Below are 22439 nucleotides of genomic sequence, written 5' to 3' on the forward strand. Positions count from 1 at the left end.
CGCCCACCGGCCGGTGTTGTCGGCGCGCGAGACCGAGGTGCTGATCCAGTGGTTCCAGTCGCAGTCCAAGGAGTTCGTGGCTCAGCGTCTGGGGATCTCCCTTAGCACGGTCAACTCCCATCTGGAGCACATCCGGATCAAGTACGCGATGCGTGGCCGGGCGGCCCCCACCAAGGCGATGCTGGTAGCGCGCGCCATCCAGGACGGGCTGATCCAGCTCGACGATCTGTGACGGTGTGCGTGGTTGGTTTCCTGCCCCGGACGGCTGTCGGTCGAACGCACGCCTCGCCCGTCCTCCTCTGGCGCCTATCCCTGATCGGTCGATCAGCCGATATTTGTACAGTCCGATGCCCTTAGTCTCGTCGCCATCCACCCACGACAAGGCACGGATGAGGAGCCGATGATGAGTGAGGAGATTCAGCCCAACTGCTGTGGCGGTGCGACAGGCCGGCCACCGACCGGGCTCAGCCGCCGTACGTTGCTGCGCAGCACGACTCTGACCGCCGGTGCCCTCGTTGTCGGTGGCGGCGTCGTCGGGCTGCCCGGCACCGCCCACGCGGCGCCGGCGATCTACAACCCGTTCGCCGGCTACCCGATCACCGGCACCTGGCAGGACCACCTCGACTACGGGTCGCTCGGCGGGATCGACTTCGGGATGGGGGTCGGCACCGCGCTGCCCGCCTGCGGCGCCGGCACGATCCAGAACATCCCCTACAACGGTACGGGCGGGCACACCGTCACGATCCACCACGCGGACGGGTACCGCAGCCAGTACATGCACCTGTCACAGTTCCTGCTGGCCAACGGGACCGCGGTCGGCGCCGGGACGATCGTGGGACGGTCGGGCGGCGCCGTGGGTGCCCCCGGCTCGGGCAGTTCCACCGGCCCGCACCTGCACTGGCACATGATCAACCCGAGCGGGGTACGCATCAACCCGCTGACCTACATCGGCCAGAACCCGGGTGGCGGTGGCCTGCCCAAGACGACCACCGAGCAGGACGGCATCCCCGGCCCGATCTTCTACCAGCGGATGCAGAACTGGCTACGGATCACCGCCGGCTACACCGGCCCGATCGACGGCGTGCCCGGCGTGAACACGTACGCCGCACTGCAACGAGCCATGCGCAACTACGGCTACACCGGCCCCATCGACGGCATACCGGGGCCGAACACCTGGAAAGCGGTACAGCGACTCGCCTCCGGCTGGGGCTACACCGGCCCGATCGACGGCGTGATGGGACCGAACTCGTGGCGGGGCTTCGCCCGCTTCCTCAACCAGGACCAGTGGGACTGACCCCTTCCCAGACCACCGCCGCCGACGAGGCAGGCCGCTGAGGTCACGACAGCGGAAATCGACAAAGCCGTTCGGCCCCACCCGCCCGGGAGCCGAGCTACCCGCCACCGCAGCGACGGCAGCCTTCGACGCTCCCGTCGTGACTGATGACCGGAATGATATTCTGGTCATCAGTCACAGGGAGGGGTGCCATGACCGAGTCGCAACCGGGCCGGATCGACCGCGCCGACCGGATCCTGGACGCGGCGAAGGAGTTGCTGCTGCGCTGGGGATACCGGCGGGTCACCATCGACGAGATCGCCCGGCACGCCGGTGTCGGCAAGGGCACCGTCTATCTGCACTGGCGCAGCCGCGAACAGTTGTTCTTCGCAGTCGGTGCGCGGGAGGCGGTCGCGATGCTCACCGCGGTGGTGGCCGCGATGCGCCAGGACCCGAAGGAGATCGCGCTCCACCGGTACATGCGCCGGTTCTTCCTGGAGGCGATGTCGCGACCAGTGCTGCGGGCGATCTTCACCCGGGACAGTGACGTGCTGGACCGGTTCCTGTCCAGCCCCGCCCGCCGGCCGCTGCAGAGCTCCAAGCTGCTGGCCTCCCGCGAATACCTGGGCGTACTCGCCGACAACGGCCTGCTGCGGGCGGACCTGCGTCCAGCGGATCTGGACTACACCCTGCCGGCGGTCGTGTTCGGCTTCTTCGGCATCGATCCGTTTCTTGCCGACGCGGTGGAGTTGAGTCTGCCGGACAAGGCCGATCAGCTGGCCGACACGCTCCGCCACGCGTTCGAACCGGCGAAGCCGCCGCCATCGGCGCGGCTCGCCGCGGCCGCGCCGCCGGTCATCGCCATCTTCGACGGGCACACCGACGACTACCGCCGCGCTGCCTATGGCGCATCAGCCGACCAGAGGTGACAAGCATGGGCACGGACATCAACGGCCTGCACCACGTCGGCATCGTCGTGCGCGAGATGGCCGCGGCGATCGAGACCTACCGGCGGCTCGGTTTCACCGTGGCGCCGCCGGCCTATCCGACGCTGCCCGCCGCCCCGGGAGCGCCCGCCCTTCCGGTCGGCGCAGCCAACACCCACATCTACCTGCGCCGCAACTTCGTCGAACTCGTGACCGTCGTCAGGGACGGCCAGCCGGTCCCCGGCGAAGCCAAACTGATTCCCATCAACGTTCCCGACGACAAGCTCCCCGGGCTCCTGGCCGCCGTTCGCGGCGCCGCCGCGAACCTCACCGCCTGCCTGGACCGGTTTCAGGGCATGCACATCCTCATCTTCGACTCGCCGGACATCGACCGCGCTGCAGCCCGCCTCGACACCGCAGGTGTCGCCCACGGCGGCGTGCACGCGATACAGCGCCCGATCGAGACCGCCAGGGGCACCCGAATGGTTCCCGCCCGCTACCTGGAAATCAGCGACGACGAAGCGGGCGCGCCACCCGGCCGGCTGCCCGAGGGCAGGCTCGGCGTCGCCGAGAACGCCGCCGTCGAGGAGCGGCAGCCGGAGCACGCCAACGGTGCCATCGACCTGATCGGATGCACGCTGTGCGTACCCGACGGCGCCTTGCCCGACGTCAAGCGCCGCTACGAGACGTACCTCGGCCGCACCGCTCACCACGACGGCCCCACCGCGACCTTCGACCTCGACGACGCCATCGTCACCCTGGTCGCCGCCTCCGCGCTGCCCGACCTCCTGCCCCACGAGCGTCCGCCAGCCCTACCCGCCTTCGTCGGTTACACCGTCGCGGTACACGACATCGCCCAAACCGAGCACCACCTGCGGGCGGCCGACGTGCCGCACATCAAGCCCCGCGCGGGTGAAATCGTCGTACCAGCCAGCGCGGCCCTCGGCGCCACGATCGCCTTCCGCCCCGCCACCGACTGACATCCGAACTCCTGCCCGGCTCTTCCCTTGGTGCCTACGTGCTCACGGGCGCGCTCCGTCGGTTCGCGACGGACGCGCGGTAGCCCATGTGCGCGGGGAGGAGGCGGGCGGACCTCCCCGCCGCCGGGCGCGCACACATGGGCTGATACGGTGGCCGGCATGGGAATGATTGAGGTCGACAGAATCTAGCCACCGAACTGCCGGTGGCTTTCACTCGTGTGGGCAGCGCCCGCACCGGTGAATGATCGTTTCCTGACGCAGCGTGAGTCCGCCCACTCCGGGCGTCGATACCCCTGCGTGAACCTCGCCGGCACGTTCGCACCGCACCGACCTCGGTCCAGAGTGCGTGCCTGCGAACGCGCGACTTCGATCCTCTCCGTACTCGTCCGTCCATCGCCCGTCACCCAGGCAGCGGCCTGACGGCGCAGGCGGGTGTGCCTCGGCAGGTCCGATCGAATCTCCCGCCGCATCGACTCACGGCCCGTGGTCGGTTGTCCCGCCAGCTCCGCTGGCAGCCACAACCACTCACGAAAGGCCATCGCCATGCAGCACCGTACGTCGCGTTCCCGAACCCGCCACCGTCGCGCGTACTGGAAGACCAGCGTTCCGGCGCTCACCACCTGCACAAATCCCGCCTGCGGCAAGCCCACACCGCCGCACCGCGCCTGCCAGCACTGCGGCTTCTACCGGGGTCGCGAGGTCTCTCCTCCCAAGGGCGGCGACTCGTGAACACCGTCCTGACCACGAGGAGCCGCTGGATGCGCATCCGCGACCATCTTGCCCAGACCGGCGCTCTCGCGTTCCGATTCCGCCAGCTCATCACCGCGTGGCAGAGTTCGACGGCCGAGACGTTCGCCGACGTCCACGCACTGCCGGCCGGCCTGCGCGCCGAGCTTGCAGAGCAGTTCGGCCCACGGCTGCATCCGCTGACCCCGTTGGAAGTGCAACGGGACGATCAGGTCGAGAAGGTGCTCTTCGCATCCGACACCGGTGCCCGCATCGAGACCGTCGTCTCGCACTATCGGGCCGGATGGGACTCCATGTGCATCTCGTCGCAGGCCGGGTGCGGCCTGGGCTGCACCTTCTGCGCGACCGGCGCGGTGGGCCTGGTCCGCAATCTCACCGCCGACGAGATCGTCGCGCAGGTGATGCACCCGCACTGGACCCGCGAAGGGCTGCCCAGGCCCGCGAGCGTCGCGTTCATGGGAATGGGGGAGGCGCTCGCCAACCCCCACGTGTTCGACGCGCTCACCCTGCTGACCGACGCCGGATACGCGGGGATGTCCGCACGCCGGGTCACGGTGTCGACCGTGGGGTTCGCGCCGAACCTGGCACGCCTGGTCGACGAGCACCCGCAGGTGACGATCACCCTGTCCGTGCACTCGCCGTTCCCGCAGGAACGGGCCCGCATCGTCCCCCTCGAGGAACGGTTCCCGCTCGCGCGGAGCCTCGACATCCTCGACCGGCATGCCGCCACGAGCCGCCGAAAGGTCTACCTCGCCTATCTGCTCATCGCCGACGTCAACGACAGCGACGACCACCTCGCCGCTCTCACCCAACTTGTCCACGAGCGGTCTCGACCCGAGCTGTTCCACGTCAGTGTCATCCGCTACAACGAGGCGATCGGCGCGGCACCGGACCACCGCGCCCCGTCCTCGGGGCGAGCGGACGACTTCGTGCGCGGGCTCACCGCGCGGGGTGTGCACGCGACCAGGCGCCGACAGCTCGGCACCGGCATCGACGCCGCCTGCGGGCAGCTCCACGGCAGGTACCTCGCCGCGAACCCTCCGGTCGCCGCTCCCGTCGACACCGAACTGATCCCAGTCACACCCGTCCGCAGCTGACGGGACGAAAGAAGAGAAACGCCAACCATGTCTACGAAGTCCGCGATCACACTCCGCGATCCGACCGTCGAATGGCCGGACGGGACCGTCGCGCCCGCCTGTTCCTTCGGTGGGAAACTGTTCACGCCAGCCACACCCTCGGCGGCCGGCCCTGCGACCCTCCCTGTTCCGGCTCGTGAAGGCGCCTGTGCGGGAGGCGGAACGCCCGACGTCTTCGCCTGCCAGCCTCTCGCCCGGCCTCAGTCGAGCAGGGCGAGGAACCGGCGGAGGGCGGGGTTCGTGCTGTCGCGCGGCCAGGCCAGGGCGACGTCCACGGTGGGTGTCGGGGCGGTGAACCGGCGCAGCCGTACCTCGCGCAGCCGCAGCGCGCGGGCGCGGCCGGCCGGGACGGCCGCGACCACGTCTCCCTGCGCCACCGCCCGCAGCAACTGCTCGTCGTCCGGCTCCTGCCGGACGAGCCGGAACCCGCCCTGCGGCCAGACCTGGGCGATCGTACGGTCGAACATGCCGGGGCCGTTCTCGCGCGGCCACATCACGGCTGGCAGGTCGACCACCTCGGCCCGGCTGACCCGGCGGCGGCTGGCGGCGAGGGGGTGACCTGCGGGCAGGGCCAGCAGCAGCTCCTCGGTGTCGACCGTCCGGCAGGCCAACGCCGGCTCGTCGACAGGCGGGCGGACGAACGCCACGTCGAGCCGGCCGGCGAGCAGGCCGGCCACGTTCGGCGCCGTCCAGGCCGTCTCCGGGACCACCTCGATGTCCGGGTGGGTGGCCCGGAACCGGGCGACCAGCGCGTCGACCCGGCCGCCCCGCGCCGACCGCGTGTACGCGAGCCGGAGCCGGCCGCCCCGCCCGCGCACCAGGTCCCGGATGCGGGCGGTCCCCGCGTCCACCTCGGCGAGCAGCCGGGTGGCCTCGTCGGCGACCCGCGCCCCCACCTCCGTCAGCCGGCAGCCCCGGCTGGTGCGGTGCACGAGCGGCACGCCGAGCTGGCGTTCCAGGGCCCGGATCTGCTGGCTGAGCGCGGGCTGGGCGACGCGCAGCCGGGCGGCGGCCCGGGTGAAGTGCAGTTCTTCGGCGAGCACGGCGAAGTAGCGCAGCCGCCGCAGGTCCAACCAGGCGTCCAGGGTCGGCGCGTCGGACATGGATCGATCATAAGCCCCGCTTATCGCCGGCTGTCCGATCCGTCTTGGACGGCGGCCCGTCGGGACGGCGACGATCCGAGGCCAACGGCACGAGCGAGGGAGCGGATGATGACGGCAGCGACGGACGTGGTGGTGGTCGGGGGTGGGGTCGTCGGGATGACGGCGGCGGTCACCCTCCAGCGGCGGGGGGCGCGGGTGACGGTGCTGGCCGCCGACGACCCGGCGGACACGGTGTCCACGGTGGCCGCCGCCGTCTGGTACCCAAGCCACACCGACCAGGACCCGCGGGTGCTGCGCTGGGCGCGGGAGACCCACACGGAGCTGGGCCGCCAGGCCGCGGACGGCGTGCCGGGGGTGGTCGCGCGGCCGACCCGGATGCTGCTGCGCCACCCGTACGCCGGCCCGCCCTGGTGGGCGGAGGCGTGCGGGGACCTGGTGGCGGAGCCGGCGCGACCGCCGTACACGGCGCTGCTGCGGTTCACCGCGCCGACGGTGGAGATGACGCCATACCTGGCCTGGCTACGGCAGCGGCTGGAGGCGGGCGGCGGGCGGGTGCTGCGTCGCCGGGTGCGGCGGCTCGCCGACGCGTTCGACACCGCGCCGACGGTCGTCAACGCGACGGGTCTGGCCGCCGGCCAGCTCGCCGGCGACCCGGCCGTGCACCCGGTGCGCGGGCACCTGGTGCTGGTGGCGAACCCGGGCCTGACCGTCTCGGTGCGCGACGAGGACGACCCGGCCGGGATCACGTACGTGCACCCGCGCCGGCACGACGTGGTGCTCGGCGGCACATACCAGCCGGGGGTGGGGCACACCGCGCCCGACCCGGACACGGCCGCGGCGATCCGGCGCCGCTGCGTCGCGCTGGTGCCGGAGTTGGCCGAGGCGCCGGTGCTCGGCGAGCGGATCGGGCTGCGGCCGGCCCGGCACGGCGGCCCGCGGGTCGAGGTGGACCCGGAGCCGGCGGGCCCGCGCGGCAGCCGGCTCGTGCACGCGTACGGCCACGGCGGGGCGGGGGTCACCCTGTCCTGGGGGTGCGCCGCCGAGGTGGCGGACCTCGCCCTGGGCGGCTGACCGGGCGCACCCGGGCGAGGCTCCTGTGCCGCCAGGCGGCTGGGGCGGGGGCCCGGGTGCGTCCCGCCAGGTGGGGTGGCGGCTGGGCGCCGTCCGGGGAGCGGGTGGGAGCGCCCGATCCGGCTCGCACACCGGGCCGGAGCCTTCGGCCACCCCGCCTGCCGCCGGATGCCGGAATCCGGGACGAGCCTGCGCGCCGGTTCATAGGCTGGCGAGCGGGAGCACGTCGGGAGGCTGGCGGAGGTATCGTGGGCAACGTGATCAGGGACGCTCTGGAGGGCGTACAGGAGGTCGAGATCACCGTGACCGGCCGGAAGACCGGACGGCAGATCTCGCACCCGGTGTGGTTCGTGCAGGAGGAGGACAGCGTCTTCCTGGTGCCGATCACCGGCTCGGACAGCGACTGGTACAAGAACGTCCGGCGGACCCCGTTCGTCCAGCTGGCCGCGAACGGCACGGCCCTGAGTTCGAGCGCCACCCCCATCACCGACGCCGACCGGGTCGACCACGTCGTCGAGATGTTCTGCCAGAAGTACGGCGCCGACCAGGTCGAGGCGCTGTACCCGAAGCACGACGTCGCCGTGCAGGTCCCACTCGGCTGACCCGACACCACATCGACGACCGGCGGAGAGGTGTCGGTCGCCGGGGCTACTCGACGTGTCGGTGGCCGAGCCACGTTCCGTAGCGCGGTTGCACCTCGTGCACCGAGCGCCGTCGGCTCGAGATGCAACCGCGCTGCCGGAGGGCGGCTCAGTCGTTGCGGGCGGTCTCCGGGCCGGTGATCCGCCGCAGCAGCGGCAGCGTCGAGGCGACGATGCCCAGCGACACCGCCAACCCACCGACCACCGTGAGGTAGAACGACGGCTTCGGCGCCAGCAGCGTGTAGCCCAACTGCGCCCGCAGGAACAGATGCGCGGCCAGGAACCCGATCCCGATCGCCACCGCCGCGACGATCAGTAGCGGCGCGACGGTCTCCAGCGCGACCACCCGGCGCAGGGTGCGCAGTTGCACCCCGGTGAGCCGCAGCATGCTGAACGGCCGCCGCCGGTCGCTCAGCCCGCCGGCCACGCTCACCGCCAGGCTGCAACCCGCGATCGGCAGGCTGGCCAGCATCACCACGTTGGCCAGCTGCTGGAACTGCCGCAGCAGCCGCGCGGAACTCGACTCCCATTCGGCGGTGCTGGTCGGGAAGCGATCCTTCGGGAACGCGTCGATCAGCATCGTCCGGGCCCGCTCGAACGCGGAGCGGCTGGTCGTGTCGACGACCACCGACACGATCGGTTGCCGGTCGACCTGCGCGGGATCGATGTCGGCGGCCTTCCAGACGTACGTGTCGTTGGTCAGGTCGAACGCGCGCAAGCCGACGAGGTCGGGGGTCACGGTCGCGACCTTCGCGCCCGCGGGGCAGCTGCCGTACGCCGCCAGGCGGTCCAGCTCGGCACAGGTGATGATGCCGTGCCACCCGTCCGGGTCGGGGTTGCGGTGCACCACGCTCACGCTGCGCACCCCGGGGATCGCCGCGAGCCCGGCCGGGATCTGGTCCGGGGTGGGCGCGGGACCGTCCTCGGGCCAGAAGATCTTCGACAGGGACGTGGCGGCCACCGAGTCGGTGCGGGGCTCGCCGCGGTTGGCGATGTACGTGGTGATCGTGCCGGTCGCCACGCTGGTCACGAACAGCGCCACGATCAGCCCACTCACGGACCGGAACCCCGCCTGCGGGTTGTCCGACAGGCGGCGCGCGGCGATGAGCGTGGCGGGCCGGCTCGCCCGGCCGGCCAGCAGCCGCGCGGCGATCATGGTCAACCACGGTCCGGCCAGCACCAGCCCGACCAGGATCAGCAGAAACCCCGAGAGGTACGCGGTGAGCTGGCCGTTGGTCGTGGGGGGACGCCGGCCGATGAAGTAGGTCAGCTCGGCGAGCCCGGCGACCAGCGGGATGAGCCGCCAGGCGCGCGGCGGCTTCGGCGTCACCCGCCGGCTCACGCCCAGCGGCGAGATCTGCACCCGCCGCAGGGCCAGCCAGGAGGCCACGACGGCGCCGACCGGGATGCCGAGCGTGACCAGCAGGACGTCGACGATCGTGAGAGAGAGGTCGGCGGCGAAGAACGGCTCGCCGGTGAACGGGATCGCCGCGAGGCCGGGCCGGAACGCGAAGAACAGGCCGAACCCGGCTGCCGTACCGGCGACGGCGGCGAGTGTCGACTCGACCGCCGAGATCAGCGAGATCTGCCGTGGCGTGGCGCCGACCAGCCGCATCGCGGCGAAGCGCTGCTCCCGGCGGGTGGCGGCCAGCCGGGTCGCGGTGCCGATGAAGATGAGCACCGGGAAGAGCAGCGCGGCCGCGACCACGGACAGCACGAGCGCCATGCCGTCGCCGTTGATGCCGACATAGCAGCCGTCGGCGCAGCCGTCCGGAGAGGTGGTCATGATCTGGGTGACCTGGCGGGCACCCAGGTGCTCCAGGTCGGCGGGCGGGCGGCCGATGACGATCAGCAGCGAGTCCGGAGAGGGCAACGCCGCCCGGCCGATCGTGCCGACCTCGCGGCCGGGGAAGCGGTCACCGAGTTCCGCGGCCGGGGTGGCCCGCAGCAGCTCACCGAGGGCGGGGGAGACGTAGTACTCGCCGGGCCCGGGCAGGCGCGGGATGCCCGGCGGGAGGGGCGCGTCCGGGCCGGTCGCCGCGACCTCGACCCGGCCGATGGACGTGCCGTGGTAGTAGTCCTCCCGGACGAGCCACCACAGCGGGTCGACCGAGGGATCGGAGGAGGCCGGCGCGACGGCGGTGTTGAGCCAGGCGTTCCGCTGGTTCTGCGCGCCGACCGCGTTCATGCCGGCGACTGTCGCCAGGAGCATGCCGACGCCGAGCGCCACCGCGGCGGCGATGATGACGAGCCGGGTAGCGGCTTCCCGCCCGCCGGCGACGGACAGCCGTACCGCGAACCGGATCATGCGGGCACCAGCGCGTTCACCTTGCCGTCGCGCACGATGACCTGCCGGTCGGCGTACGCCGCGACGCGGGCCTCGTGGGTGACGACCACGACGGTCGTGCCCTGCTCCCGGGCGGAGGCGACCAGGAGGTTCATGACCTGCTCGCCGGTCAGCGAGTCGAGCGCCCCGGTCGGCTCGTCGGCGAACAGCGCCCCGGGCCGGGCGACCAGGCCGCGGGCCAGCGCGACCCGCTGCGCCTGACCGCCGGAGAGCTCACCGGAGCGGCGCCGCTCCAGCCCGGCCAGGCCGAGCCGCTCGAACCAGGGCCGCGCCTCCGTGAGCGCCGCGGCCCGCCTGACGCCGCTCAACAGCAGCGGCAGCGCGACGTTCTCCTCCGCGGTCAGCTCCGGTACGAGCTGTCCGAACTGGAACACGAACCCGAACTGGTCCCGGCGCAGGATGCTGCGCTCCTGCTCGCCCAGGGTGTCGATCCGGCGGCCGTCGAAGTGGATTTCGCCGGCGTCCGGCACGAGGATCCCGGCCAGGCAGTGCAGCAGGGTGGACTTGCCGGAGCCGCTCGGGCCCATGATGGCGACGATCTCGCCCGGGGCCACCGAGACGCTGGCGCCGCGCAGCGCCGGCGTCTCGCCGAAGGACAGGTGGACGTCTCGCGCCTCGATCGCCTTCATCCGCGTACCACCGTCCGGAGGGCGTCCAGCCGGGCGACCGTGGTGTCGATCCAGTGCAGGTCGGCTTCCAGGTGGAACAGGCCGTGGTCGGCCAGCATGGTGTCGACCAGGTTGCCGTTGCGCTTGATCTCGGTGAGTTCCGTCATCCGCCGCAGGTGTGTGGCGCGCTGCGTGTCGAGGTACTCCTCGGCGGGGCGGTCGAGCATGAGCGCCAGCACGACCTTGGTGAACAGCACGGTCTGCAGGTTGGGCTCGGCCTCGACCGGCTCGGTCAGCCACGACTCGAACTCGGTCGCGCCCCGGTCGGTGATGACGTAGCGCTTGCGTTCGGGGCCGACGCCCGGCTCGACCTCGCCGACCACGATCTTGCCGTCGCGGACGAGCCGGCCGAGGGTCGCGTAGACCTGGCCGAACGGCAGCGGCTTGCCGCGGCTGAAGAAGGAGTCGTAGTCGCGCTTCAGGTCGTAGCCGTGGCTGGGCTCGCGTTCGAGCAGGCCGAGGAGGGTCATGGGAACGCTCATGGCGGCCACCATACCCCGAGCGTATACCTCGCGTATATACCTCGCGCGTATATCAGCGTTCGTCGACCGCGGGCGTGGGCGGCCGACCTGCCACGGCGGTGGGGCTGACGTGCCCGGCCGACGCCACCGGGGTCAGCGCGAAGTGGACCGTACGCCCGGTCTTCGCCCGCCCGAGCCAGTGCGTCAACGGCACCACCACCCCTTGCAGCAGCGGTTGCTTGCGTACCAGCGCCCGGCTGGCCGCCCGGTCCTCGGCCCCGGTCAACCGCCGCGCCTCGGCCTCGACCGCCGCACCGGTCGGCTTTCCCAGCGCGGTCGACGGGGCCACGGCCACCCGCGGATTGTTGCGGATCCGCCTGGTCTTCCACGCCTTCTCGAAACTGCGCACGTACGCCCGTTCCCCCGCCACCGCGATGCTCACCGCCGCGGCCACGGCCGTGCCGTCGCGCTTGTACGTCGTCAGTGCCACCGTCTTCTGGCGGACCAGCGGTGCCCAGACGGCGGACGGGGCGGGATCGACGTACCCAACCACCCAGCCCAGCTGCCGCAGCCGGGCCGCCAGCGCAACCAGGGCGAGTACGGCGGACAGGCCGACCAGCCAGGTCTGCGCGGCGCTGCCGCCGGCGTCCGCGTCGACCAGGTGCGAGACCGTGTGCGCCGCCCCGCCGACCAGATACCCGGCGAGGGCGACGGCCAGGGCGTCGGCCCAGATCAGCGCCAGCAGCAGGGTCATCCCGATGCCGAGCTGGAACGCCCCCACGTCGTGCACGAAGTGCTCGTGCGGTGGGAAGTTCACCGCCGAACTGAAGGAGAAGGGCCGCAGCAGGGCCCACAGCCCGATGATCACCGACGCCGCGCCGAGCAGCGCGGCCACCCCACGTCCAAGGCTTCTCATGCCCCTGAGACGGGCCGGCCGCCCGCGGTGTGACCGTGGCCCGGCCGGGGACCGCCAAATCGACCACGCCCCGCACGTCGGGGTCAGCGACGGCGGGGCCCGGTGGGCGGCCGGGCAGCAGCAGCGGTGCGATCGCGGCCCACGAATCGTCCGAGGCGATCCACCGCGGCTGCTCACCCTTCTCACATCCGGCGGGACAGTCCTCAAGCCCGCCGGATGTCACCCGCCACCCGACGTCAGGAGTTTCCTCCAGCGCTGCGGTAACGCTCGACCTCCGACCACACGGCGGACATCCCGGCGAGGCAGCGGTCGAACGCCTGGGCGTGTTCCCGGTAGGCGGCGCGGTTCGGCCCCGGGTGCACGCAGAGGTCGTCCTCGTCGTTGACGGTCCACGGCGGCACGTCGTGGCCGAGGGCGCCGGGCAGCAGGGAGGCGACGCCCCGGGCACCGAGTTCGCTGGTGAGCTGCCGCCGGACCGGGCGGCCGAGCACGTCGGCGAAGATCTGCGCCCACACCGTCGACCGCGCTCCGCCGCCGGCCAGCCGCCAGGGCCGGTCACCGACGTCCGCGCCGCTGGCCAGCACCCGGTCGAGCTGCACCCGGTGGTACTGCGCGACGCCTTCGATGACCGCCCGGGTGAGGTGGCCCCGGCGATGGTTGCTGGAGATGCCGAGGAAGGTGCCGGACGCCGACGGATGCTCGGGCGAGCCGTTGACGAAGGGCAGGAACAGCAGGCCGTCGGCACCGGGCGGCACCGCGGCGGCCTCCTGCAGCAGTTCCGCCGCGGCGACGCCGCCGGTCTGCTGGTGGGGCACCCCGGCGCAGGCGAGCCAGTCGAGGTTGGCGGCTGACGTGGGGGCCACCTCCATGGCCAGCATCGTGGCCGGATCGGGCATGAAGGCGCTGAGCGTGACCTCCGGGGCGGGGGTGCGGGCGGGCACCACCACGCCGTTGATCGCCCAGGTGCCGACGATGATCGTCCCGTCCCCGAGCTCCCGACCTCCGGCGCCGAGTGTGGCGGCCACGCAGTCCATGCACCCGGCGATGACCGGCAGGCCCTCGGGCAGCCCCGTCCGGGCCGCCGTCGCCGCGCTCAGACCGGCGACCACCTCGTCGGACCGGCGCAGCGGTGGGAACCGGTCCAGGTCGGCGGCGGGCAGGCCCACCAGTTCGAGCGCCGTGGGCGTGTACGCGCGGGTGTCGAGCCCGACCATGCCGAACGCGCTGGCGTCGCTGTAGTCCGCGCTGGCCACGCCGGTGAGCTGCGCGGTGACCCAGTCTTTGCAGGACAGCACCCACCGGGTGGCGGCGTAGGTCGCCGGTTCGGCGTCCCGCAGCCAGCGCAGCAGGACGGCGGGCTGGGCGGCCCACGGGATCGAGCCGGTCTCCCGGGCCAGCCGGCGGGCCCCCTCCGGCGGGATCGCCTGGACGATGTGCTGCGCCCGGCTGTCCGACGAGGCGATGGCCGGCCCGATCGGGCGCAGGGACGCGTCGACCGGGTAGATGCCGTTGCCGTGTGCGGCCACGCCGATGCCCGCCGGGGCGTACCCCTCGGCGGCCAGCTTGCCGGCGACGTCCGCCAGCAGCGACAGCACCGTGTCGGCGAGGGCGGTCATGTCGACGTCGTGGCGGTGGGCGGTGACGCTGGTGCGCGGAGTGCGGGCGTGCACGACGGCCAGCTCGTTGCCGACGACGTCGAAGGCGGCCACCTTGGTGGCGGTGAGGCCGACGTCGACCCCGAGGTAGCAGGTGTGCGGGGTCGTCACGACGTCCTCCTGTCGCTCGTTCCGGTCGCCGGGGCGAGGCTCAGCCCGCGCGGGCGGAAGCGCCGCAGCTCCGCCCGGTAGGCGGCAACCTCGGCGTCGGCCCGTTCGGTGTCCCAGCCGAGATGCCGTACGGCGACGTCCGCGCAGGTCACGGCCGTCGACACCGCCATGTCCGGGCCGAGGCCGATCAGCGTACGGCGCAGCAGCACGTCCGCCAAGGTCACGGCCCGTTCCTCGCGGAAGGCCATGACAATCTCGGCGGCGACCGCCCCGGTCCGCTCGTCGACGACTTCGGCCAGTGTCGGGTCGGCTACGGCGAGTTCGAGTACCTGGCGGGCCCGGACGCCGTAGATGTCCAGCAGCCGGGCGGACTGCGCCGGAGTGAACGGAGTGGCCGAACGCGCGAAGTCCGCGCGGAAGGCGTACCAGTCCGGCGTGTCGGCGCCGGGCAGCGGGCGGGTACGGGTGGTGCACCGTTGCGCCGGCCGGCCGAGCACCTTCAGCGCCTCGTCGGTGGCGTCCTCGGCGAGGGCCCGGTGGGTGGTCAGCTTGCCGCCGATGATCGTGAGCAGCCCCTCGTACGCGGGCGCGTGGTTGAGCACCGTGTGCCCGCGACTGATCTTGGCGTTGTCCGACACGCCGGCCGTGTAGGGCAGCGGGCGGATTCCGGCGACGCTGTAGAGCACGTCGTCCGGGGTGAGGCCGGCCTGGGGGAACAACCGGTTGGCCTCGGTGAGCAGGTAGTCGATCTCGGCGTCGCTGGCGACGACCTCGTCCAGGTCACCCTCGTACGTGAGGTCGGTGCTGCCGAGGACGTAGCGGCCCTCCCAGGGGAAGATGAAGATCGGTCGCCGGTCGGCGGCGGCCTCGAAGAAGATGCAGGTGTCCGGGGCGCCCGGGAACGGGTCGATGATGATGTGGCTGCCCTTGGTGCCGCCGTTGAGGCGCCCGCTCGCCACCTGGCCGTCGAGGATCCGGTCGATCCACGGCCCGGCCGCGTTGATCGTGAGCCGTCCCCGGATCTCCCCCTCGCGCCCGGACTGGTTGTCCCGGGTCCGGACCCCGTCCACCCGCCCGCCCGTCACGAGCAGACCAGTCACCGTCGTGTAGGTCAGCACCCGCGCGCCCAGCCGCTCGGCGTCGATGAGCAGTTCGACGCAGAGCCGCTCGGCCCACGGCACCTGGGCGTCGTTGAAGAGCACCCCGCCGCGCAGCCCCTTGCGCGAGAGGTGCGGCCAGCGCCGGCCGATCGCCCGGGCGGACATGCCCCGGCTGCGTCCGCGCCCACGGCCCGCGGCCAGGACGTCGAACGCGGCCAGGCCGAGGCGGATCAGGGGTCCCGGCCGGCTGTCACCGGCGTAGAACGGGATCAGCATGGGGTAGTCGTGGACCAGGTGCGGCGCGGTGCGGAACAGCAGGTGCCGTTCCCGGATCGACTCGTGCACCAGGGCGAAGTCGTAGCGCTCGAGGTACTTCAGGCCGCCGTGGATGAGCCGGCTGGAGGTGGCGGTGGTGCCGGCGCCGACGTCACCGCGGTCGACCACGACGACGCTGAGGCCCCGGCTGGCGGCGTCTCGGGCGATGGCGAGGCCGTTGATGCCGGCGCCGATGACCACGAGGTCGACGATGTCGTCGGCGCCGGTCTGTGGGTGTGGCATGAGGAGCTCCCGGAGATGAGGGGTGCGGGCCGGGTGGGAGGCCCGCACCCCTGGCGATGATCAGGACGCGGAAGAGGCCGACCGCTCCCGGAACAGCTCGTAGGCGTCCTCGGGCTTGGCGTCGTCGTGCACCACGGCGCGGACCGCGGCCAGCATCGCGGCCGGGTACTCGCTCTGGAAGATGTTGCGGCCCATGTCGACGCCCGCCGCGCCCTCCTGCATCGCCCGGTACGCCATGGTCAGCGCGTCGAGCTCGGGCAGCTTCTTGCCGCCGGCGACGATGATCGGCACCGGGCAGGCCGCGGTCACGGTCTCGAAGCCCTCGTTGACGTAGTACGTCTTGACGATGTGGGCGCCCATCTCCGCGCTGATCCGGGTGGCGAGCCGGAAGTAGCGCGCGTCGCGGACCATGTCCTTGCCCACGGCGGTCACGCCGAGCACGGCGATGCCGTGCCGCTGCCCGGCGTCCACCAGGGCCGCCAGGTTCGCCACCGACCGGGACTCGTGCTCGCCGCCGATGAACACCTGGATCGCCAGCGCCGCGGCGTTGAGCCGGACCGCGTCCTCGATGTCCAGGGCGATGTGCTCGTCCGAGAGGTCCCGCAGCACGCTGGGCCCGCCGCTGGCCCGCAGCACGACACCGGCGTTGCTGTGCGACGGGATGCTGGTGCGCAGGGCGCCGCGGGTCATCATGATCGCGTCGGCGTCCGGCACGAGCGGGGCGATGTTGGTGTCCAGCCGCTCCAGGCCGGCCATCGGCCCGAGGAAGTAGCCGTGGTCGAAGGCCAGCATCACCGTACGGCCGTTGTCGGGTCGGAAGATCCGGGACAGCCGGTTCTGCAGGCCCCAGTCCTGGGCGTGGGCTCCCTTGACGTGGAACCCGGCGGCGGTGGCGGCGGCCCCGCCGAAATCGCGGGCGTCGAGCAGACCGTCGGTGTCAGCCATTGCTGTTTTCTCCTGTGCTAGTTCCAGCGGTTGTCGCGGCCGCGGGTCGCAGCCGTCGACGGGTTCGGGTGGTCCCGCCGGCGGTGCGGAGCGCTCCGCCACCGGCGAGGAAGAGGACGAACAGCACCAGGCCGCCCTTGAGCAGGTTCTGCGCGGCCGTGCTCCAGCCCACGAGGTTGACGAGACCGTCGAGCAGGATGAAGAAGAGCGCGCTGCCCCAGATGCCGACCGGCACGGCCCGGCCGCCCGAGATGAGCGTGCCGCCGATGACGACGACGGCGACCGAGTCGAGCAGGTAGCGCGTGCCCAGGTCGGGCGACGGCGCGATGTAGGCGGCGAGCAGCGCGCCCGCCAGTCCGGCGAGGGCGCCACTGGCCAGGTACGTCGTGCCGATGATCCGGGTGACGGGGATGCCGGCCCGTTCCGCGGCCGGCCGGCTCTGCCCGACCGCGAGCAGCGAGCGGCCGTACGTCGTGCGGCGGAGCAGGACGACGACCAGCGCGGTCAGCGCGGCCACCGCGACGGCGAGCACGGGTACGCCCGCCGGGCGCAGGTTGAGCAGCTTGCGCAGCCCGTCGTCGGGCACCGCGGTGAAGCCGTCGGCCAGCGACAGCGTCAGCGACGAGGCGATCAGCCCGGCGGCCAGGGTGGCGATGATCGGCGGGACGGACAGCCCGAGGATCGCCACCACGCTGATCACCGCGACGGCCAGCCCGGTCCCGATGCCGGCCAGGATGCCGACCGGCACCGAACCGGTCGACGCGGTCACCTGGACCGCGACGAAACCGGCGAGGGAGATGATCGGCGCCACCGACACGTCGATGTTGCCCGGCCCCGCGGTGATCACCAGCATCTGGCCGAGGCCGACGATGACCAGGTACGGGGCCAGGGACAGCGCGAGCGAGACGGTCTGCCCGCTGCCCTGACTGGAGATGGCGAGGATGGTGACCCAGACCAGCGTGGCGGCGACGAAGCCCCAGATCCAGGGGCGGGCGAGCGTACGGAGGGTCATCGGAGCACCTTTCCGACCACGGCGCGGCCGGCCAGCACGGCCAGCACGATCACGCCCTGTACGGCCGACTGCATGTTCGACGGCACGTCGAGCAGGCTGAGGACGACACTGACCAGGCCGAGGGTGATGCCGCCGATGGCGACGCCCCACGGCACGGCGGTGCCGCCGGCGAAGGATCCGCCGCCGAGGATCACCGCGGCGACCGTGATCAGGGTGTAGCTGGTGGCGGACGAGACGTCGCCGCCGCCGGTCTGCGACGCGAGGGCGAGCCCGGAGAGCACGCCGAGCGCCCCGGCCACGACGTACGCGATGATCCGCGCGGTCAGCGGTCGCAGGCCGGCCCGTTGCAACGCGACCGGGTTGCTGCCCAGCGCGCGGACCCGCACCCCGACGGAGCTGCGGGCGGACAGCAGCCAGACCACCGCGGCGACGACGAGGATCGGCAGCAGCGGGGCGGGGAAGCCGCCCGGCTGCCAGGAGCCGAAGGTCGCCAACCACTCGGGGGTGCTGCCGCCCGGCGTGGGCAGGACGAACATTCCCAGTCCCAGCCAGACGAACGAGGCGCCCAGGGTGGCGATCAGTGACGGCACCCGGCGCAGGTGGATCAACGCGCCGAGCACCGCGTAGGCCGCCACGAGGCTGAGCAGCATCAGCGCCCCGGTGCCGGGGGAGGAGACCAGCTTCGTGGCGGTGATGACGGTGACCAGGCCGACGAAGTTGCCGATGCCGAGGTCGATGTCGCCCACGGACATGAGCACCATCTGGGCCTGGGCCGCGATGACCAGGGGCACGGTGGCCGAGAGGACCAGGGTGAGACCGGGGACGGTCAGCACGTCGGACTGCAGCGACGCGCAGACCGCGATCATGGCCACCATGGCGACCGCGCTGACCATGGCGGGGCCGGTGCGGCGCAGCAGGGCCCGCGACGGCATCGCCGTCGCGACGAGATTCGTCATCGCTGTGCTCCCGTGGGCTCGGATTCGGCGAAGGAGACGGCGATGATCCGTTCCTCGGAGATTTCCGCGCCGGTCAGCTCGGCGACGACCCGGCCGGCGCGCAGCACGTAGACCCGGTCGCAGTGCGCCATCTCGGCGTTCTCGCTCGAGTACCAGACCACGCTGCGGCCGCCCGCCGCCTCCTGCCGGATGAGCGTGTAGAGGTCGGTCTTCGTGTGCACGTCGACCCCGCGGAACGGGTCGTCGAGCAGGACCAGGTCCGCCGTGGAGGCGAACGCCCGGGCCACGATGACCTTCTGCTGGTTGCCGCCGCTGAGCTCGGTCATGCCCGCGTCGGCGCCGCCACGGATGGCCAACCGGTCCACCCAGTCGCGGACCGCGGCCTCCTCCGCGCCGGTACGGCGCACGCCGTACCGGGCCAGGCCGCGCATGGCGGTGACGATGAGGTTCTCCGCCACGGACCACAGCGGCAGGATGCCGGAGCGCTGCCGGTCACCGGGCACGTAGGCGCGGGTGCCCTCGATGGTGGTGTCCCGCCGGACGGGGCGCCACAGCCGTTCGAGCACCTGCTGCTGGCCCTGGCCGGCGAGGCCGGCCAGCCCGACGACCTCGCCCCGGCCGACCGTGATCGACACGTCGTGCAGGCCGTGGCCGGTGGCGCCGCGCAGTTCGCCGACGACCGGCCGGTCGCCGGCCACGCGGGCGGGGGCGGGCGCGGCGGCGGGCTCGGCCACCTCCGCACCCATCAGGGTGAGCACGTCCTGTTCGCTGAGGCCGGCCGCGGGCCGCTCCTCGACGACCGCGCCGTCGCGCATCACCGCGACCCGGTCGGCCACGGAGAGCACCTCACGGATCCGGTGCGAGATGAGCAGGACGGCCGTGCCCTGGGCGGTGAGCCGCCGGACGTACGCGTAGAGCGACCGCGCGGCGTCCGGGCCGAGCGACTCGGTCGGCTCGTCCAGGATCAGCAGGTCGAGCCGATCGACGAGGCTCGCCCGGGCGATCTCCACCATCTGCCGCTGGGCCAGCGACAGGTCCTCGACCCGGTCCCGCGGCGACACCCCGTGGCCCGGGAACATCTCGTCCAGCCGGCGGGTGACCTTGGCGCTGGCCGCCCGCCGCCAGCGCAGGCGGGGCAGGCAGTGCCGGGAGGAGACCCAGATGTTCTCCGCGACGGTGAGGTCGGGGCAGAGCGACGTCTCCTGGTAGGCCATCCGGACCGCACGGAACGGCTCGGAGCCCGGCGCGACGGCGCGCGGCGCCTCCTGCCCACCCACGGTGACGATGCCCTCGTCGCACGCTTCCAGGCCGGCAAGGATGCGCATCAGCGTGCTCTTGCCTGCGCCGTTGTGGCCGACGAGGCCGAGCACCTCACCGGCGCGGACGTCGAGGTCCACCCCGGTGAGGGCTCGGGTGCGCCCGTACGTCCTGGTCACCCGCCGCGCGGTGACGACCGGTGGCGCCGCGGACGGCGTCCGGTCGTCCTGCGGCGGGGCCGCGTGCGACCCCACCGGCAGGTTGTCGACGTGCATGATGCGCTCCTCTGTTGCTTTTTGGTCAGCCGGCAGCCGTCGGGATCGGCGGCTGCACCGGGGCGCCGCCGCTCTTCACGGCCTCGACCTGCTTGCGGAAGAGCTCCTGGGTCCACGGCCATGCCGCGTACTCGTCGGGCTTCAGGACGCTGGCCCACGCGGCGACGTCCTTCTGCTCCACCAGCACGATCGGGAAGGTCATCTCCTTCGGGATGTCCTTGCCGTCGAGCAGGTCGATCGCCTGCCACAGGGCGGCGACCGACTGGCCCGGGTCGGACATGACCGCGACCGAGCCGTTGTCGAGCTTGCTGTCCTGCCAGTACTTCAGCGCGCGACCGTTGGTCTCGAAGGTGACCGCCGGGACCGGCTTGCCCGCGCTGGTGAAGGCCTGGGCGACGCCGTAGCCGTCACCACAGCCGATGACCCCGTCGACCTGCGGCACGCTCGACAGCACACCGAGCACGGCCTTCTGCGCCTTGGCGCCGTCGCACATGCCGTTGACGGTCGCGGCGACCTTGACGTCCGGGTTCTTGGCCAGGATGTCCTGCGTGGTCTGGTACATCTCCGCCTCGGGCTGGGAGCCGACCACGCCCCGGCTGACGATCACCGTGCCCTTGCCGCCGATGCCCTTCACCAGCGGCTCGGCGGCGGCCGTCGCCCAGTCCTTGAAGCTGTTGAGCAGCACGTGGGCGCAGGGGGCGTCGATCGCCGAGTCGAAGACCACGACCTTGATGCCGGCGTCGCAGGCCTGCTGGATGACCGGCTTGAGCGCGGTCGGCGAGGCCGGGTCGATCAGCAGGGCGTCCGGCTTCTGCAGCAGCAGGCTCTTGATCTGGGCGACCTGCTCGGTGGCCGAGTTCTCGCCGGGGGCGTTGACGACCTTGAACTTGCCGATCAGCCCGTCGCTCTGCGCCTTGGTGGCGGCGGCCTCGAACTTGGCGATCATGGTCTGCCGCCAGCCGTTGCCGATGAAGCCGTTGCTCAGCGCGATGAACGGCTTGTCGCCGTCCTTGGCGTTGCCGCCGCTCGCGCCGGAGCCGCAGCCGGCCGCGGTGACCGCGACCGTCGCGACGAGCGCGGCCACGACGGCGGTGCGCCGCCGCCGGGACGAGGGATGGGTACGCATGGTGGGGGCCTCCAGATAGAGCGAAAACCCGTCGGAGCGGGAGTGGACGTGCTCAGTCAGCCGACCGCAGCTGAGGGGCCGCGGTGAGGTCCAGTCATTACAGACCTGTAGTGACAGGTTGGCTAGATCTAGATGACAAACGTGTTTCAAGTCACAGTGATGGTGGTTACGTTAACGTGCCAATTCGGTGATTGGGCTGGCAAACGACCCTCGCTTCCTGTCATGACAGGGCTGCACGGTCATGGCATGCTGTATCCGGTCGATGGGGAAGGAAGTCCATGACGATGACGTACCGGCGGCTCACCCGCGATGGGAGCGAGCCGCTGTGGATGCAGCTGATGCGGGAGCTGCGCGGCCAGATCGAGGCCGGTGAGATAGCCCCGGACCAGCCGTTGCCGTCGGAGGCCGAGCTGACCGACCTCTATGGCGTCTCCCGCACCGTCGTCCGTGAGGCGCTGCGTGAGCTCGTCCAGCAACGGATGATCTACAAGGTCAAGGGGCGGGGCGCCTTCGTCGCTCCCCGCAAGACAGAGCTGCGCTTCGTCGGCTCCGTGTCCGGCTCCGCCGACGACCTGCGGGAGTCGGGACGCCGGGTCACCACCCACACGATCAGCCAGAGCCTCAGCCCGGCGGACCAGCGCGAGGCGGACCTGTTGCAGATTCCGGTCGGCGAGCCGGTCGTGCGGATGCGCCGGCTCCGGGGTGTCGACGGCCAGCCCTGGCTGCTCGTCGACACCGCGCTGCCCGCCCGGCTGGTGCCCGGCCTGGACCGCGCCGTCCTGGAGAACCAGTCCCTCTACGACGTGCTGCGCCGCCGGTACGGGCTCGAACCTGTCGGGGCCGACCGCTGGATCGAAGCCGTCTTCCCCGAACCCGAGGACGCCGCCCTGCTCGAGGTCACCGCCTCGACGCCCCTGCTCGGCATCGAGTCCGTGGCCTGGCTGCCGGACGGCACCCGGTTCGAGGCCTACTACGCACTGCATCGCAGCGACCAGACCCGCTTCTTCGTCGGCATCCGCTGACCTCAGCAGCACCCGAGCGGCGGGTGCCCACCGTCCTGAAACCGACCGCGCGTCGGATCGTTGCTCCCAGGGGCGGCCGGTAGGCGGCAGTGCTGGCTTCGGCCCACGGATCGGGCCGATGGTTCTCGATCCGTCGCGCGGTCTGGTCGAGGG

At 72.3% G+C, this 22439-nt stretch carries 21 protein-coding genes; 9 read left to right on the forward strand and 12 right to left on the reverse strand.

Annotated elements, in window-relative coordinates; all coding sequences use genetic code 11:
- The 6 genes from AB0L34_RS09260 to AB0L34_RS09285 form a co-directional block, all read left to right on the forward strand.
- Positions 1-232 (forward strand): LuxR C-terminal-related transcriptional regulator (locus tag AB0L34_RS09260; RefSeq protein WP_363703316.1); only part of this gene is annotated, 232 nt, incomplete at its 5' end.
- 171 nt (positions 233-403) lie between these two features.
- Complete coding sequence (locus AB0L34_RS09265) at positions 404-1294, forward strand: peptidoglycan DD-metalloendopeptidase family protein (RefSeq protein WP_363703317.1); 891 nt, start codon at positions 404-406, stop codon at positions 1292-1294.
- 191 nt (positions 1295-1485) lie between these two features.
- Positions 1486-2202 (forward strand): helix-turn-helix domain-containing protein, encoded by a 717-nt coding sequence (locus AB0L34_RS09270; RefSeq protein ID WP_363703318.1) that lies wholly within the window; start codon positions 1486-1488, stop codon positions 2200-2202.
- Positions 2203-2207: 5 nt separating this feature from the next.
- Complete coding sequence (locus AB0L34_RS09275; RefSeq protein WP_363703319.1) at positions 2208-3179, forward strand: VOC family protein; 972 nt, start codon at positions 2208-2210, stop codon at positions 3177-3179.
- A 543-nt stretch (positions 3180-3722) separates the two neighbouring features.
- Complete coding sequence (rpmF, locus tag AB0L34_RS09280) at positions 3723-3908, forward strand: 50S ribosomal protein L32 (protein WP_363703320.1); 186 nt, start codon at positions 3723-3725, stop codon at positions 3906-3908.
- A gap of 311 nt (positions 3909-4219) precedes the next feature.
- Positions 4220-5023, forward strand: coding sequence for a radical SAM protein (locus AB0L34_RS09285; protein WP_363703391.1), 804 nt, complete (start codon positions 4220-4222; stop codon positions 5021-5023).
- A 239-nt stretch (positions 5024-5262) separates the two neighbouring features.
- Here the strand turns inward: AB0L34_RS09285 and AB0L34_RS09290 are convergent, their stop codons facing one another.
- Positions 5263-6165 carry a LysR substrate-binding domain-containing protein gene (locus AB0L34_RS09290; RefSeq protein ID WP_363703321.1) on the reverse strand — a complete coding sequence of 301 codons (903 nt, stop codon included), beginning with the start codon at positions 6163-6165 and terminating at the stop codon, positions 5263-5265.
- Positions 6166-6273: 108 nt separating this feature from the next.
- Here AB0L34_RS09290 and AB0L34_RS09295 point away from each other — a divergent pair, with 108 nt between their 5' ends.
- Positions 6274-7236: an FAD-dependent oxidoreductase gene (locus tag AB0L34_RS09295; RefSeq protein ID WP_363703322.1), complete on the forward strand. Its 963-nt coding sequence runs from the start codon at positions 6274-6276 to the stop codon at positions 7234-7236.
- Positions 7237-7493: 257 nt separating this feature from the next.
- Positions 7494-7838, forward strand: coding sequence for a nitroreductase/quinone reductase family protein (locus AB0L34_RS09300; protein WP_363703323.1), 345 nt, complete (start codon positions 7494-7496; stop codon positions 7836-7838).
- Positions 7839-7986: 148 nt separating this feature from the next.
- Here the strand turns inward: AB0L34_RS09300 and AB0L34_RS09305 are convergent, their stop codons facing one another.
- From AB0L34_RS09305 to AB0L34_RS09355, 11 genes are all read right to left on the reverse strand, one after another.
- The gene (locus AB0L34_RS09305; RefSeq protein WP_363703325.1) at positions 7987-10185 is read right to left on the reverse strand and encodes an FtsX-like permease family protein; all 2199 of its coding nucleotides are present in this window, start codon (positions 10183-10185) and stop codon (positions 7987-7989) included.
- Positions 10182-10853: an ABC transporter ATP-binding protein gene (locus tag AB0L34_RS09310; protein WP_363703327.1), complete on the reverse strand. Its 672-nt coding sequence runs from the start codon at positions 10851-10853 to the stop codon at positions 10182-10184. Before AB0L34_RS09310 ends, AB0L34_RS09305 begins: the two co-directional genes overlap by 4 nt.
- Entirely contained in the window at positions 10850-11374 is a 525-nt protein-coding gene (locus AB0L34_RS09315) for a PadR family transcriptional regulator (protein WP_363703329.1), read from the reverse strand. The genes AB0L34_RS09310 and AB0L34_RS09315 overlap by 4 nt, the downstream gene beginning before the upstream one ends.
- Positions 11375-11426: 52 nt before the next feature.
- Entirely contained in the window at positions 11427-12269 is an 843-nt protein-coding gene (locus AB0L34_RS09320; RefSeq protein WP_363703331.1) for a PPOX class F420-dependent oxidoreductase, read from the reverse strand.
- 236 nt (positions 12270-12505) lie between these two features.
- Entirely contained in the window at positions 12506-14035 is a 1530-nt protein-coding gene (locus AB0L34_RS09325) for an FGGY-family carbohydrate kinase (RefSeq protein ID WP_357461161.1), read from the reverse strand.
- Positions 14032-15693 (reverse strand): glycerol-3-phosphate dehydrogenase/oxidase, encoded by a 1662-nt coding sequence (locus AB0L34_RS09330; RefSeq protein WP_363703333.1) that lies wholly within the window; start codon positions 15691-15693, stop codon positions 14032-14034. The genes AB0L34_RS09325 and AB0L34_RS09330 overlap by 4 nt, the downstream gene beginning before the upstream one ends.
- A 60-nt stretch (positions 15694-15753) precedes the next feature.
- Positions 15754-16638 (reverse strand): 3-hydroxy-5-phosphonooxypentane-2,4-dione thiolase, encoded by an 885-nt coding sequence (lsrF, locus tag AB0L34_RS09335; RefSeq protein WP_357461168.1) that lies wholly within the window; start codon positions 16636-16638, stop codon positions 15754-15756.
- Complete coding sequence (locus AB0L34_RS09340; protein ID WP_363703335.1) at positions 16631-17650, reverse strand: ABC transporter permease; 1020 nt, start codon at positions 17648-17650, stop codon at positions 16631-16633. Before AB0L34_RS09340 ends, lsrF begins: the two co-directional genes overlap by 8 nt.
- Positions 17647-18606, reverse strand: coding sequence for an ABC transporter permease (locus AB0L34_RS09345; RefSeq protein ID WP_363703337.1), 960 nt, complete (start codon positions 18604-18606; stop codon positions 17647-17649). The genes AB0L34_RS09340 and AB0L34_RS09345 overlap by 4 nt, the downstream gene beginning before the upstream one ends.
- Positions 18603-20138 (reverse strand): sugar ABC transporter ATP-binding protein, encoded by a 1536-nt coding sequence (locus AB0L34_RS09350; protein WP_363703339.1) that lies wholly within the window; start codon positions 20136-20138, stop codon positions 18603-18605. Before AB0L34_RS09350 ends, AB0L34_RS09345 begins: the two co-directional genes overlap by 4 nt.
- Before the next feature lie 25 nt (positions 20139-20163).
- Positions 20164-21264 (reverse strand): ABC transporter substrate-binding protein, encoded by a 1101-nt coding sequence (locus AB0L34_RS09355; RefSeq protein ID WP_363703341.1) that lies wholly within the window; start codon positions 21262-21264, stop codon positions 20164-20166.
- A 278-nt stretch (positions 21265-21542) separates the two neighbouring features.
- Here AB0L34_RS09355 and AB0L34_RS09360 point away from each other — a divergent pair, with 278 nt between their 5' ends.
- The gene (locus AB0L34_RS09360) at positions 21543-22286 is read left to right on the forward strand and encodes a GntR family transcriptional regulator (protein ID WP_363703343.1); all 744 of its coding nucleotides are present in this window, start codon (positions 21543-21545) and stop codon (positions 22284-22286) included.
- The last annotated feature ends 153 nt before the right edge of the window (positions 22287-22439 follow it).

The sequence above is a fragment of the Micromonospora sp. NPDC052213 genome (assembly GCF_040679695.1).
In the GTDB taxonomy this organism is placed as follows: Bacteria; Actinomycetota; Actinomycetes; order Mycobacteriales; family Micromonosporaceae; genus Micromonospora.

Coding starts and splice junctions, on each gene's coding strand:
- AB0L34_RS09350 (WP_363703339.1), bottom strand. CDS start 20,138: ATGCACGTCGACAACCTGCCGGTGGGGTCGCACGCGGCCCCGCCGCAG.
- lsrF (WP_357461168.1), bottom strand. CDS start 16,638: ATGGCTGACACCGACGGTCTGCTCGACGCCCGCGATTTCGGCGGGGCC.
- AB0L34_RS09290 (WP_363703321.1), bottom strand. CDS start 6,165: ATGTCCGACGCGCCGACCCTGGACGCCTGGTTGGACCTGCGGCGGCTG.
- AB0L34_RS09315 (WP_363703329.1), bottom strand. CDS start 11,374: ATGAGCGTTCCCATGACCCTCCTCGGCCTGCTCGAACGCGAGCCCAGC.
- AB0L34_RS09285 (WP_363703391.1), top strand. CDS start 4,220: ATGTGCATCTCGTCGCAGGCCGGGTGCGGCCTGGGCTGCACCTTCTGC.
- AB0L34_RS09295 (WP_363703322.1), top strand. CDS start 6,274: ATGACGGCAGCGACGGACGTGGTGGTGGTCGGGGGTGGGGTCGTCGGG.
- AB0L34_RS09355 (WP_363703341.1), bottom strand. CDS start 21,264: ATGCGTACCCATCCCTCGTCCCGGCGGCGGCGCACCGCCGTCGTGGCC.
- AB0L34_RS09345 (WP_363703337.1), bottom strand. CDS start 18,606: ATGACGAATCTCGTCGCGACGGCGATGCCGTCGCGGGCCCTGCTGCGC.
- AB0L34_RS09340 (WP_363703335.1), bottom strand. CDS start 17,650: ATGACCCTCCGTACGCTCGCCCGCCCCTGGATCTGGGGCTTCGTCGCC.
- AB0L34_RS09275 (WP_363703319.1), top strand. CDS start 2,208: ATGGGCACGGACATCAACGGCCTGCACCACGTCGGCATCGTCGTGCGC.
- AB0L34_RS09310 (WP_363703327.1), bottom strand. CDS start 10,853: ATGAAGGCGATCGAGGCGCGAGACGTCCACCTGTCCTTCGGCGAGACG.
- AB0L34_RS09270 (WP_363703318.1), top strand. CDS start 1,486: ATGACCGAGTCGCAACCGGGCCGGATCGACCGCGCCGACCGGATCCTG.
- AB0L34_RS09330 (WP_363703333.1), bottom strand. CDS start 15,693: ATGCCACACCCACAGACCGGCGCCGACGACATCGTCGACCTCGTGGTC.
- AB0L34_RS09320 (WP_363703331.1), bottom strand. CDS start 12,269: ATGAGAAGCCTTGGACGTGGGGTGGCCGCGCTGCTCGGCGCGGCGTCG.
- AB0L34_RS09265 (WP_363703317.1), top strand. CDS start 404: ATGAGTGAGGAGATTCAGCCCAACTGCTGTGGCGGTGCGACAGGCCGG.
- AB0L34_RS09360 (WP_363703343.1), top strand. CDS start 21,543: ATGACGATGACGTACCGGCGGCTCACCCGCGATGGGAGCGAGCCGCTG.
- AB0L34_RS09305 (WP_363703325.1), bottom strand. CDS start 10,185: ATGATCCGGTTCGCGGTACGGCTGTCCGTCGCCGGCGGGCGGGAAGCC.
- rpmF (WP_363703320.1), top strand. CDS start 3,723: ATGCAGCACCGTACGTCGCGTTCCCGAACCCGCCACCGTCGCGCGTAC.